Annotated in this window: 11 protein-coding genes; all 11 read right to left on the bottom strand. The window is 40.8% G+C overall.

Translation table 11 applies throughout. The features are described 5' to 3' along the window. Positions 1-10 precede the first annotated feature (10 nt). The 11 genes from ABZD21_RS02070 to ABZD21_RS02020 all read right to left on the bottom strand — a co-directional run bounded on the left by ABZD21_RS02070 (position 11) and on the right by ABZD21_RS02020 (position 13,411). Positions 11-1,159 carry an aldose epimerase family protein gene (locus ABZD21_RS02070; RefSeq protein WP_372772516.1) on the bottom strand — a complete coding sequence of 383 codons (1,149 nt, stop codon included), beginning with the start codon at positions 1,157-1,159 and terminating at the stop codon, positions 11-13. Between the two features lie 758 nt (positions 1,160-1,917). Next, on the bottom strand, positions 1,918-2,055 hold the full coding sequence (locus ABZD21_RS02065; RefSeq protein WP_372772514.1) for a hypothetical protein: 138 nt from the start codon (positions 2,053-2,055) through the stop codon (positions 1,918-1,920). Positions 2,056-2,166: 111 nt separating this feature from the next. Further along, positions 2,167-3,834, bottom strand: a complete 1,668-nt coding sequence (locus tag ABZD21_RS02060; protein WP_372772512.1) for a ribulokinase — start codon at positions 3,832-3,834, stop codon at positions 2,167-2,169. A gap of 215 nt (positions 3,835-4,049) precedes the next feature. Further along, positions 4,050-4,733, bottom strand: coding sequence for an L-ribulose-5-phosphate 4-epimerase (gene araD, locus ABZD21_RS02055; protein ID WP_372772510.1), 684 nt, complete (start codon positions 4,731-4,733; stop codon positions 4,050-4,052). Between the two features lie 11 nt (positions 4,734-4,744). Beyond that, positions 4,745-6,424 (bottom strand): sodium:solute symporter, encoded by a 1,680-nt coding sequence (locus tag ABZD21_RS02050; RefSeq protein WP_372772509.1) that lies wholly within the window; start codon positions 6,422-6,424, stop codon positions 4,745-4,747. A gap of 63 nt (positions 6,425-6,487) precedes the next feature. Beyond that, a complete protein-coding gene (araA, locus tag ABZD21_RS02045) occupies positions 6,488-7,990 on the bottom strand; it encodes an L-arabinose isomerase (RefSeq protein WP_372772508.1) in 1,503 nt (500 codons plus the stop codon). Positions 7,991-8,143: 153 nt separating this feature from the next. Next, on the bottom strand, positions 8,144-8,827 hold the full coding sequence (locus ABZD21_RS02040) for an NUDIX domain-containing protein (RefSeq protein ID WP_372772507.1): 684 nt from the start codon (positions 8,825-8,827) through the stop codon (positions 8,144-8,146). Between the two features lie 91 nt (positions 8,828-8,918). Next, positions 8,919-9,104, bottom strand: a complete 186-nt coding sequence (locus ABZD21_RS02035) for a hypothetical protein (protein WP_372772505.1) — start codon at positions 9,102-9,104, stop codon at positions 8,919-8,921. Positions 9,105-9,336: 232 nt separating this feature from the next. Further along, complete coding sequence (locus ABZD21_RS02030; protein ID WP_372772504.1) at positions 9,337-9,993, bottom strand: hypothetical protein; 657 nt, start codon at positions 9,991-9,993, stop codon at positions 9,337-9,339. An 88-nt stretch (positions 9,994-10,081) separates the two neighbouring features. Continuing rightward, positions 10,082-11,908: a TonB-dependent receptor plug domain-containing protein gene (locus tag ABZD21_RS02025; protein ID WP_372772503.1), complete on the bottom strand. Its 1,827-nt coding sequence runs from the start codon at positions 11,906-11,908 to the stop codon at positions 10,082-10,084. A gap of 18 nt (positions 11,909-11,926) precedes the next feature. Next, on the bottom strand, positions 11,927-13,411 hold the full coding sequence (locus ABZD21_RS02020) for a RagB/SusD family nutrient uptake outer membrane protein (protein ID WP_372772502.1): 1,485 nt from the start codon (positions 13,409-13,411) through the stop codon (positions 11,927-11,929). Positions 13,412-13,524 lie beyond the last annotated feature (113 nt).

Raw genomic sequence — 13,524 nt, 5'->3', positions numbered from 1 at the left:
CTTACCAATCTTACATATCAACACCAAACCGGTAAATTGAACTTGTTTGGTAAACTTCGCCGGGGTTTAAGATTATTGAAGGAAAGTGTTGCTGATTGGGGGAATCAGGAAAGTGTTGTGTCTCTAAAGCAAAAGATTCACGATATTTGTACGCTTTCCTACTTTTACCTGTATCAGTCCCATCCATAAAATTACCACCATAAAACTGTATGCCAGGTTCCTGAGTAAATATTTCAATCTTCCGCCCACTTACTGGCTCTACAACGGTTGCTGCCCACGCCATTTCATCTCGTTTCGACTTGTTCAACTCAAAATTATGGTCGTACCCCATACCATTTTTCAACTGCTCATCGCCTGATTGCATATGCAAATCTTGCCCGATAGGTTTACCTACCCTGAAATCGAAGGGGGTTCCTTCAACCGGGATATTCTGCCCAAACGGAATCAATGTTGAATCAACGGGAGTAAAAGTATCAGAATTAATAGTCAGGATATGGTCGTTAATAGTTCCATTACCTTCTCCTGCCAAGTTCCAAAAAGCATGATTCGTGAGGTTAACCGGGGTGCTTTTATCCGTTGTCGCTCGATAGCTGATCACAAGTTCGTTTTTTGAGTCGAGCAGGTATTGAATTTCGACACTAAGATTTCCGGGATACCCCATTTCCCCTTCCATTGAAAGATACTTCAAAACGATTGAAGAATCAGTTGCTGCTTTAACATCCCAAACCACATTGTGAAAGCCTTTTGGGCCACCATGCAGATGGTTTACTCCATCGTTCAATGGAAGCGTATACTCTTTATCGTCTAGCATGAACTCTCCTTTCGCTATACGGTTTCCAACACGCCCTATTAATGCTCCATGAAAAACTTCCTTTGAACCAAGATAACCGTCTATACTGCTAAATCCCAACACAATATCTCCCATATCGCCATTTTTATCAGGTGTACACAAGCCAACAATCCGCCCACCATAGTTAGTAATCGCGGCCTCAATATTTCCGTTTTTCAGAAAATATAAACTCGTTTGCTTTCCATCAATCGTTTTCTGGAAATCAGCAACTTTAAGATTAAAGCATACTGCATCATTCGTTTTTTGCGATGTGCAACTAAACACGCTAACTAATAGACCAATAATCAGAACGAATTTGTTTCTATTCATTTTGTAATTATTTAAATTATTCTCGAAATCTGCTTCTTAAAACCTAGAAGGCAATTTAAGGCTACCGATAAGTTTTAACCTCTCACTTGCCTCCTCAAAAGAAAAATTAATAAGCTTATATACAAATCATTATACAGCGAATCTACTTACTCAAAAATCACTGGTAAACCAACTTGTTTACATCCCAATCTTGATTAAAATCAAGAAATAAACTCTCTGCAACACTCTATTGGATACTTTTGTGGCTCAGAGAAAGTCTAAAAATTCATGTCTCCCAAACCTACTCATTTCTAACCTAACGGCTAATTACCGGAACATTATAGCATGCGATATCTCAATTTCCGTATCCCTTGCTTAGTCGAATTCCACCCTCTCTTTGATAATTCGCTAAATCATTTCTGTTCAATATTTATAACCGCTCCTGATTGTCACCAAAATAAAACAAAGCCAGCGGAGATAGAATTTTTATTGTCCTAATAGTCCTCAGAAATCGTTTATCTATCTTTGCAATAAAAATCGAACATAACACCTAATATGTATTTTTACTTGCCTAGTTAGACTTAGACTTTTTGTGGTTTAAATCACGAACCTTATCCTGCTTGTCAAGATAGTTTTTAATATACAGATACGAAGTACCACTTACCAACCACTTTGCATACTGTCCTAATCTTTTAGTTTTCATAACAATCATTTTAAATTCAATAAAGACTCTAATTTTAAACCACAATATGGGGATAAAACGATCCAAAAACTCTCGTTTAAATTTTATCCGCAATAGCTCTACACAGCCATCGTATGCCCTGCCCCATAGGATCGCATGCGTTTTCTATACTCCTTACAAAATCCACCGCGGGATGGTCTGGTGTTGAGCTCCCCCATTGACGGAAGCGAGCCAACTCTTCTATCGTACATGCATCGATCAGATCTAATCAAACATAGAGTATAACGACTAATGCCCTGTATCCAGAAAGACACAACTTCCTCCCCTGCTTTATTCAAATTATTAACTAAAGCTCTCTTTCTGTAAATTCACCCAACTTTACATATTTTTCATAGATGGAAAGATAAGCCTGCACATTAGCAACTATTGGCTGGTATTCTTTTTCGAATCCTTTCCCCATTGCCTTTTGTGCGTCTTCCACTTTATCATATGCGCCACCGACTACTGCTGCAAACATTGCAGCCCCAAATGCACAGGTTTGTTCTGTGGTCGCAACTTTCAGCGGCATATTCAATACATCAGCCAATGTCTGCATCACGAAAGGAGACTTTTTCGCAACACCTCCCAAACCAATAATCTCTTTAATTTCAACCCCTTCCCTTGCAAATCGATCAACGATAGCTTTAGATCCAAAAGCTGTTGCTTCAACCAAAGCACGGAAGATCCGAGGAGCCGAGGAGCCCAATTTCAATCCAGCGATTGAACCGGCTACCTCCTGACTGGCATCAGGCGTTCTTCTTCCATTCATCCAATCAACAGCAATAATAGAGGATTCCTCAATAGGTATTTTCATAGCTTGCATTGACAACTCTGGGATGATCGCATTCATTGTTTCTTCAATCAATGTCGCTTTGGTCTCCGCGTCAATAACAGTTGATTTAGATAGAATATTTTCTAAAGGCCATGCCACAACACGCTTAAACCACGCATAAATATCACCAAAAGCTGACTGCCCAGCCTCTAATCCGACATAACCAGGGATTACAGAACCATCTACTTGTCCGCATATACCGGCGATTAGTTTGTCTCCAATTTCATCGCATTTTGCAACCATAATATCACATGTAGATGTGCCAATAGCACGAGCTAACACATTGGGACTCACTTCTCCTCCTACTGCCCCCATATGACAATCAAACGCTCCTACTCCAACTTTAACGTTGGTCGTCAGGCCTAAACGCTCAGCCCATTCTGGTATTAAATTACCAACTGCTATATCACTGGTATAAGTATCTTGATATAACCTCTCTCTGTAGCCATCCAACACAGGATCTAAAGCAGATAAAAAATCCTGAGGAGGAAGTCCACCCCAACTGGGATGCCACATAGCTTTATGTCCTGCGGCACATCTACTACGAGGAACTTTCAATGGATTTTCTTTTCCCGTGATCAACCCAGGCAGCCAGTCACAATGCTCAATCCACGAAAACGATGCCTCGCGCACTTCGTCGTCTTCACGCAATATATGAAGTACTTTTGCCCAAACCCATTCTGAAGAATAAATTCCACCTTCAAACTTAGTGTAGTTCTCACTCCATTTTGCAGCTAATTCGTTAATCTCTGCCGCTTCTTTCACTGCTGTATGATCTTTCCACAGCACAAACATGGCATTTGGATTTTCCGCGAACTCGGGCAACATAGCCAATGGTGTGCCATGCTCATTTACCATCACCGGCGTACTTCCAGTGGTGTCAAACGACATTCCGATGATATTTCGGGCAACATCATCTCCAGCCTGCCTAAGAGCATCGGTTACGATAAACTCCATTACCTCAATATAATCAAGGGGATGCTGACGATACTGATCTTTTTCGGGACAACAGTATCTACCTTCCGCCCAACGCGGATAATACTTTACCGATGACGCCAATTCGTCACCTGTTGCAACATCTACAATCACTGATCGTGCTGAGTCTGAGCCATAGTCTAGCCCTATTACATATTGCTTTTTCATTTTCTCATTTTATTTATAACGATAAACTCAGATCTGCCAAAGGTCAGGCAGAGATATTGAATTCTCATAATATTTAAGAGCCGCATACACGCTTATCTCTCTGATTTCTTAATAAAAGCACCCCAATCGGAAATTTTTTATTTTTGGCGATGCCTCCAATAGCCCCCAAAAATCCATAAGCATCATAGCAATACTCTCTGACTGGAAAATCACGGTCACTGACCATAATAGGCGTTGTCGCCGTGTTTGCGCTTAAAATGCTTTTCAACCAGATATTTATTCATACTGGTGCTCGGATTGACCTGTCGTGCGATATACGCCATCTTCGCAACCTGCTCCAATACGACACTATTATGCACTGCATCATGAGCATCCTTCCCCCAGGTAAATGGGCCGTGATTTTTCACTACGACACCCGGTACGTGCATCGGGTTTCGATCTGCAAAAGCTTCTACTATCACTGTACCTGTTTCTTTTTCGTAAGCGCGATCAATCTCCTCGTTCGTCATCGAACGCGCACAAGGAATATCTCCATAGAAATAATCAGCATGAGTAGTTCCCAACACAGGCAAATCGACACCAGCCTGCGACCAGGCTGTTGCATAGGTAGAGTGCGTGTGTACAACGCCACCTATTTCTAAAAAGTTCTTGTATAGCTCAAGGTGAGTCGGGGTATCTGATGAAGGTTTTAAATCTCCCTCTACCACTTTTCCATCCAAATCAACCACGACCATATCAGAAGCCTTCATTACGTCATAATCAACGCCACTGGGCTTGATAACGATCAAACCTTTCTCCCTGTCGATAGCACTCACATTTCCCCAAGTGAATATAACCAACCCGTGTTTTACCAGGGCGACATTTGCTTTAAATACTTCTTTTTTCAATTGTTCAAGCATAACTTTAACTTTTACCAGAAATAAATATAGAAGGCAGTCGTAAAACCTATTATGATCACCGAATGTACAACATCCCATACATTCCAACTAGCTCGAGATTGAGCCTTTTGATCTGGTGTTGAAGTCCCAAATACCAGACCTTGGATTTGTACAGCACTCGGAGCTTTTGTATTCAAACTTACAACGACCACCACAATTATACAGGCCAACAGCATCCAACCACAGAAGAAAAGCCAATTCGTGTCGAAAAACACGGATTTAAACAGAGTATCCGGGGCATCATGAATCGTGTTATAATACACCTTAGCCCCCAAACGAGTGACGCCTATAATAAAACCTGACATCAATCCCCAGTATCCGCCCTGGGCTGAGGCACGCTTCCAGGTTATCCCCATCAAGAAGGCAGCCGCAATACCTGGGGCCAAAACAGATTGCACATCCTGAAGATACTCATAAAGAACATCTCCGATACTACGCATTATTGGAATCCACAACACCCCCAGCGTCACAATCACAACAGTGGCGAATTGGCCGATTTTAACCAATTTCTTCTCTGGTGTCTCCGGTTTGAACCGCTTATAGAAGTCAATCGTAAATAACATAGCGGAAGAATTAAAAAGCGAAGCCAGTGAACTCATCAAGGCGGCCAAAATCCCACATACAACCAATCCCTTCACTCCTGCAGGTAACAACTGCGCAACCAACGAAGGGAAAGCAGCATCTGCACTTGGCAACACATATATTACTCCATTGAGCATTATATCACCTTTAACACTCATCGCATAAGCAATCATCCCTGGAATCAAGAAAAGGAATACAGGTAATAATTTCAGATAAGCGCCAAAAATGGCCCCCCTGCGCGCATGCGTTTCATTTTTACCGGATAATACTCTCTGCACAATGAACTGATCAGTACACCAATACCAGAAACCAATAATAGCAGATCCAATCAACGCACCTAACCAAGGAAAATCCGGATCTCGGTTATCTCTTATCAAGTTTACCATACTATCGCCATATTCATTTACAGTTGTCGCTCCACATATTTCTAGTACTTGCTCCCACCCGCCTACGGCTTTTAGGCCCAAAACAAGAATAATAAGCGAACCTCCAAGCAAAATTGGCGTTTGCAGAACAGAAGTATACAATACCGATTTCATTCCCCCGAAAATGGTATACACCGCCGTCAGCATTACCAGTCCTATGGCAGAGATCCAGAAAAAATCAATTCCCCACATCTCTTCAATACCGAATACTTGTTGAAACACCAGCCCTCCGGCATATACTGTTACGGCAACCTTGGTTAGCACATAGCTTACCAACGAGATTAACGACAGCACCGTCCTTGATTCTTTATTATATCGACGCTCCAGAAACTCGGGCATGGTCAGCACCATACTTCTGGAATAAAAAGGAACAAACACCCAGCCCAAGATCAGGATCATCCATCCCTGAATCTCCCAATGAGCCATAGCCATGCCACTCGACGCTCCTGCCCCTGCGAGTCCAATCAGGTGCTCTGAGCCAATATTCGATGCAAAAATAGATGCACCAATAGCAATCCAGGATGCATCGCGCCCGCCTAAAAAATAGTCTTCAGAATTTTTATTTTTCTGACTAACTACCCAAACAATAATAGCCACTAGCAGAACAAAAAATATCCCTATAACAATCCAATCTAATGTTACCATTTTACAAGTTTTAAAGGGGGCTTGCATCAGAACTTAACAGCTACCCCGTAATTAGTTAATCTATTATAGTCCTTTTGCTAAGTGATAATAGAGATCATTCCATTTCAGTTCTTTTTTGAACTCAGGGATCGTAGTGTCCTCATCTATAACTACCGCCTCAACTCCAGCCATCTCTGCAAAATCAAGTAAGTTTTCAACTGTTAAGTCATATGAAAAGCTGGTATGATGTGTTCCTCCTGCTAAGATCCATGCAGCAGCACCAATTTCGAAATTTGGTTGTGGAATCCAAAGTGCACTGGCAACGGGGAGTTTAGGAAGTGCCTTTGATTCGATACAATCAACCCTATTAATAATCATACGGAAACGACTCCCCATGTCAATGATAGTAGCGGCAACGCCTGACCCTTTTTTGCTGGTAAATACCAAACGAGCAGGATCGTTTTTACCTCCAATTCCTAGTGGATGAACTTCTAGTTTTGGTTTATGATCCGCTATCAACGGACACACTTCTAACATATGGGCTTGAAGAATAGAACTATTTTCACCATCGAAATTAAGGGTGTAATCCTCCAGAAAAGAACAACCATTCGGCAATCCGATTCCCATATACCACATCGTACGGCACAAAGCAGCTGTTTTCCAATCTCCTTCTGCTCCAAATCCATAACCTTCCGCCATCAAACGCTGAGATGCTAGTCCGGGAAGCTGATCAATTCCTTCAAGATCATCGAAGTTAGTAGTAAACGCTTTCGCTCCTTTTGCCTCCAGCAGTCTGCGCAGCGCGATTTCAATACGGGCTGCCATTACAATTTGACCCCGGTCTTTTCCGCCTTCCCTGCAATTATCAGCTAAATCATATTCTGACTCGTACACTTTTACTAATTCGGCAACATCAAAATTGGTCACTTCGTCCTGAGCTTTGACTAATTCGGAAATTGGACAATAATCGACATGATAGCCGAAAACTCTTTCAGCTTCGACTTTGTCTCCATCTGTTACTGCCACATTGTTCATTTGATCACCAAACCGTACGATCAACATATCTTGAGAATCAGCCCATGCCGCAGCTACACGCGTCCAACCAGCTATATTCGAAACAGTTTTAGGATCTTGCCAATGCCCGACAACAACTTTGCGATTCATTCTCATACGAGCCATGATATGACCAAACTCCCTGTCTCCATGAGCACTTTGGTTCAAGTTCATAAAGTCCATATCAATATCATCCCATGGAATCTCTTTATTGTATTGGGTATGTAAATGAAGAAGTGGCTTTCTCAACTCTTGCAGCCCATGAATCCACATTTTTGCAGGAGAAAAAGTATGCATCCATGTTATAATACCGATGCAGTTTTTGGCACTGTTGGCATCTTTACAAATCTTATGAATCTCCGAAGATCCTGTTCCTGTGGGTTTGCAAACCACTCTAACCGGAATTTCTGATGCAGCATCAAATACTGCTGCTATTTCTTTTGAATGCGAAGCAACCTGATCCAATGTCTTTTGCCCATACAGATGCTGACTTCCAGTTACCAACCAAACCTCTAATTGATTTAACGCTATCATATTTATCTAATTAAATTTCACAATAAAACCCTTTATACTATTATATAACAAATTGATTAACTGATCATCTAGAAATCCAGAACAAAAACATTCTCATTTAGATAGTACTTTACACTATCTTAATATCAAAAAATATATTTCAAAAATTGATGTCTAAATTTTCACTATCCGCTCAAACGATCTTTCGGTAGCTCCGTCAATAAATTTAAAATAGTGTGCACCACGTCTCGATTCTGTCGTATTTTTTTCACACAAACGCTGAAGGACGTTTAAAGACAATATCTTCTTTCTGAAATTTCCGGGATCCAGATCGCGTTGAAAAATCGCCTCATAAAGCAGCCTTAGCTGTAAGAGCGTAAATTTGTCAGGCAACAACTCACTACCAACCAACTCCAACCCGGCCTTGTTTTGTAGCTTCTCCAAAGCTTTTTCAACCATCTCCTTATGATCAAAGACTAAATTTGGTAAAGATTTAAGAGACCACCAATGAGCGCCATTTTCTCGAACACTATCCGACTTGTGCCTGTCGATCCTTATCAAAGCGAAATAGGCAAGACTGACAACCCGGCCTTCCATATCCCTCTTAGGATCAGTAAATGCCTGCACTTGCTCTAAATAGATATCATCTAAACCGGTTATATTTTTTAGGATCCTTCGGGCAGCTGTATCCGATGATTCTTCCTCTCCAACAAATCCGCCCATTAACGACCACATTCCTTTTGCCGGCTCAAAACCTCGATGGTAAAGTAGAAGCTTTAGGTCGCCATCTTCGTACCCAAAGATGACGCAGTCGACAGCTACAAAATATTTTGAAAATTTGTTGTACTTATCCCCCATAACATACATGTCTGTGACAAATATATTAATAGTACCTTACACTTTTATTATTTTTTCATTTTTTTTCCGGGCAACCTCGCATTTTTTTTAGCTAAGAACGTTTAGCTGTAGTTTTAGTCGCATGCAGTGTCTCTAACCCGCTGGCGATAAAGCAAGGGCCATTTTCCGACAGCAACTTAAGTGCACTCTGTTTGCTGATTCCTTCTTTCTGAAGCGCTTGCTGACGAAACTCTTTCCAAATTTTATCAATATCGTCGCGTTGTTGTCCGGTAATCATTTATTCAACTTTTAAAATGTGACACAAAAATACCTATTAACGGCTCAGCAACCAGGAATAATTACAGTTCGTTTATAACAGGGAATCTATCCCAGATTATTCAGAAGCAAATGTTTAGGCCAAGTGTAAAGAGTTTATGCAGAGTTTATTTTACACTCCCTTTCAAAAAACGTAAATACTCTGCTGGGGATCTATTAAAACTAACGCTGACTCCTTCTGTAAAATATTGATATCAACTTCCGGCAAAAAACGTATTTAAATCATTGACAATTTGCTGAATAGTGTTTTTAAAGTTGTACGATGTCGCTTCGACCATACTGATGGCATAGTCTTGCTGCAACATGTTAATACTGGTATACTTTCGGTTGATCTGTTCGGTAATTTTCTCGGACGTAAACGTATTGCTATGAATAAGTTGATCGCCCTTTTTTAATTTATAAGATACTTTCAGTGTTGAATGAGCAGGGCCGGCCCGATCGGAATAGGAATAACCATAAGCATAAAGTGCAAAATAAAAGAACCCCGAACTAACATAAGGGCCTTCAGTTTTTAGCTCATCAATGGATAGTTCGACTGAATAATCACTGATATTTAAAGTATCTACTTTAAAATCCCCGGAACGACTGATTTCTTGTCTCAATGAGCCTTTAAAAAACGAAGGGATATCCTCTTCAATCATTGATTTTCCCTGCGTACAATTATTCTTGGAATTCCATACCGTAACTAAAACCAAGGGCAAAAACCACCCCTTCTCCCGCTTAACAGTAGTTGTATCACTCATTGCTACTACGTTGAATGAAACATCATCAACAGTTACAGCAATATTCTTAGGCAAATCGGAGATTTTTGAATCCATTATGTAAGCCATAGAATAACTTCCGGCATTCATGCTCTCCTGAATCTTTTTTGTAGATGTACAACTGGCAGCAAACGATAAAACGGCAATTAAAATGAGAATATTGGAGCATTTGTTCTCTCTATTTTTCGAAAGTAAGGTCAGGATTACCTATCTGGCTTGCTTTCCAGCCGTAATCGATGGTTGAGTTTTTTTCGCCGGTCCGGAATGAACCGCTGCTCACATAGAAATCCTCATACAACAAATAATCGAACGCATCATCGCCTTGCCGATCGTACCCCATCACACCAAAAGCCCCCTTTAACTTCAGATAATTAATGATTTTGCTGCCTTTCAGAAAATCTTCGTTTGAAGCAATCCAGCCCAAGCCACCACCGCCAAACAACCCCCAACGGTTGTCTTTTGTGAATTTGTCAGACCCCATATACGAAGTCGTTCCCTCCAAGGTATATTTACCTTTAAAAACATAATTGGCACGCAAGCCGAGGTTTACGCTTTTCTCGTCCTGCTGTGTACTTCGGCCATCGAGCGTTGCCTTGCGACTTAATGTTTGTGTAACGCTGGCAAAGTTCAACTGGAAATCATGATCACCCCATTTTTTTAGGTAATCGATACTTCCAACAATGCCAACATTTTGTTTCATATCATCGCCTTTCCGACTTTCCTCTGATTCTAAAACATCCGTTCCGATTCGGGTCATATCACTCGGTGCGATTCTTGAATAATCGAGCGACTTACCCAATTTAATTTCATTGTAAACATCGAATGTAAGATATGCTCCGGCAGTTAAACCGCTTACATATTTATTCAAGTCTAATTGAATACCGATGTTGGTTTGCGCGTAGTAATTCTTAGTATTTAAGTAGCCTGAACGCGCCAATTCCCCAACAAGGTTTTCACTTACCCGAGGACTCCATCCCAAAGAATCGATATCGGGTTGTTGACTAACGTATAGTGGATAGTCGTTTGGACGATGAGAAGACAAGGCATCAAAAAATGCATTGTTCGAAATATCGGCTCTCTCCCACATATCCATACGTCCTGCAATGTCGAGAAACATAGAAAGGACCTCGTTAACTTCATAATCAAGGTTACTGCGAACATTTAACCGATTGAATGTTTGTTGTTTTCCAATATTCTCCAAGCCCTTTTCGCCAACGTAACCCACATTCAAAAAGTATTGAGTATTGTCATCGCCACCAATCAGCTGAGCATTTACACGTTGAAAAGAAGTATTGGATTTTAAGAATTCGTCGTAATAATCAACATTTGGGTACAATATTGATGGATTTTCATATCCGGCAATATCCTCATCAGAATAGATTGGCTCAAGTCCGTCGTTTATACGCGCCTGATTGTACAAGCGTGCATATTGTGCCGAGGTTACATAGTCCGGCAATACCGATGGTGCTTTAATTCCATACTCCCCAGAAAAGCTAATTTTTTTCTTGCCGTTGTAACCGCGTTTTGTCGTAACCTGAATTACACCATTGGCAGCTTTACTACCATAAAGCATTTTTGCCGTTACGTCTTTTAACACTTCAATGCTTTCAATTTCCTCTAGGGTGATACTTGAAAGCGAACGGTTTGCAATTCCATCAATCACAATAAGAGGCGAATCTTCGCTCCCTCCACGCGACAGCCCCCGTATTTTCAACCAGGTATTGTCTATACCCGGATCGCCAGCCCCCTTTGTTACAATTAAACCAGGTGCTTGCCCTGCCAAAACCGATTCCACATTATAATCCGAAGAGTGCATCAGGTTTTCGCCTTTAATCACATCAACAGCACCAACTAATCTGTTTTTGGTTAAATTACCAAAGGGCAATGCCACTTTAGCATCCATTTTAGGTGTAGCTGTTGTATCATTTGCCAATAAGACGTTCGTTTGCTGTGCCGAAGCAAAGCCCCCTATAAGCAATAATAATATTAATATATAATACTTCATTTTTTTTCAGTTTTTAGATTACCATCCTGGATTTTGTTCAAATTCGGACATCATATTCATCATATCGGTCGGGAACGGATACCAATAATGTTTATCTTCGAATACACGCATAGACGTTTCTAATTTCTTTTTACCATAAACCAGTTGCCCATCAACCTTACGAATATCCGCAGCATAGATCCCCTGTGGTAAAACTTCTTTTGCCAATTTCCATCTCCGAAGATCGAACCAACGATGAAATTCGTGGTAAAGTTCAACAGCTCGCTCATTGTAAATCCGCTCTTTAAAAGCCTCGCTATCGGTTGTGTACTTGGCTAAAACAGGAGGCATATCTACCCTTTGGCGAAGAAGATTAATAGCACCTACAGCGGTTAAAGATGTTCCTGGAACAGCACCTGTTGGACCATAAACTTCGTTGGCAGCTTCAGCAAAATCCAGATACAATTGTGCAACCCTGATATGCGGGAAGTTTCGATACCATCCTGTTGACGTATGCCACTTATCGCATCCCGGCCATCTGTGCTTGCCTTTATGGTAGTATCCACACCAAAACTTACTTTTGCCTTCTTCGTACTTATAGTGATACCCATCTGGAGTAGCCTGTAAATCACGAGGAACACCACTTGTTGGAGAAGAAAGCTCCCCATACATATCATCACCGTGAACAAAAACAAGCATTTTCAATCGTGGGTCACGGTTTTCATAAGGATTTGCAGGGTCAAAACTTCCACTTGTAATCGCGTCAGGATCATTAACATCATAACCGTCTGCAGTTTCAAACCAGTCAACTGCGTTTTGAGTAGGTTGCCCTTCAGATAACCATCCTCCCATAAATTGAGGCAAAAACCAACCCTTACCAGCTAATCCTGTTCCATCTGGAGAACTTGCGCTTGATAATGGGGGCACTAAAAGAGCTTCATCAGAAAAACCATATTCGCGGCGATACCAGTTTTTTGTATAATCTTCTTTAGAATACATTTGATAGCCTCCTTCCGCATAACTCTCGATAGCTTCTAGCGTTGCAAATACAGCTTTCTCAGCATACTCCAGATTATATTCTTTTGAACTTGAACCATAAGGATTTAACTGTGGGTTCATCAACGGACTGGCAGCATATAACAAAGCCATTCCTTTTAAGGCCTGAGCTGTTGTTTTTGTTACACGTCCCTTGTTTTGATCATTCCATTTAACCGGAAGTAATTTAATAGCCTTATCAAGGTCAGCTACCAACGAATCAGAACTTTGTAAGTAACTTGGCCTTGCTTTATCAAAATCATGATCTGGTCCAAAAACCTGATTCATAATCGTATAGCCCCCATAACGACGGATAATCTGAAAATAGTGAAATGCTCTTAAAAAATAACATTGACCAATCAGTTGATCTTCCAATTCCTCAGCTGTATAACCCGTTTCTGCAGGATATTCTTTTAATAAATTTATGTTTTCCAATACGGTATTAACCGCTCTTATGGCAACAAAGGCCTTTGACCCTACTTTATGCAATAGAGAATAGAAAAATCTACAGAAAGCTTTAATTTAGAGGTATTCTATAACCTATTACATTTCACCCATATGGTTAATCTTCCTATCGAGTATTCCGATAAAAAAGTAACTCC

Origin of the sequence: Mangrovibacterium sp. (assembly GCF_041596335.1) — a bacterium.
Lineage (GTDB): Bacteria > Bacteroidota > Bacteroidia > Bacteroidales > Prolixibacteraceae > Mangrovibacterium.
The sequence above is the reverse complement of the archived record's forward strand: the minus strand, read 5'-3'. Positions and strand labels throughout refer to the sequence as shown.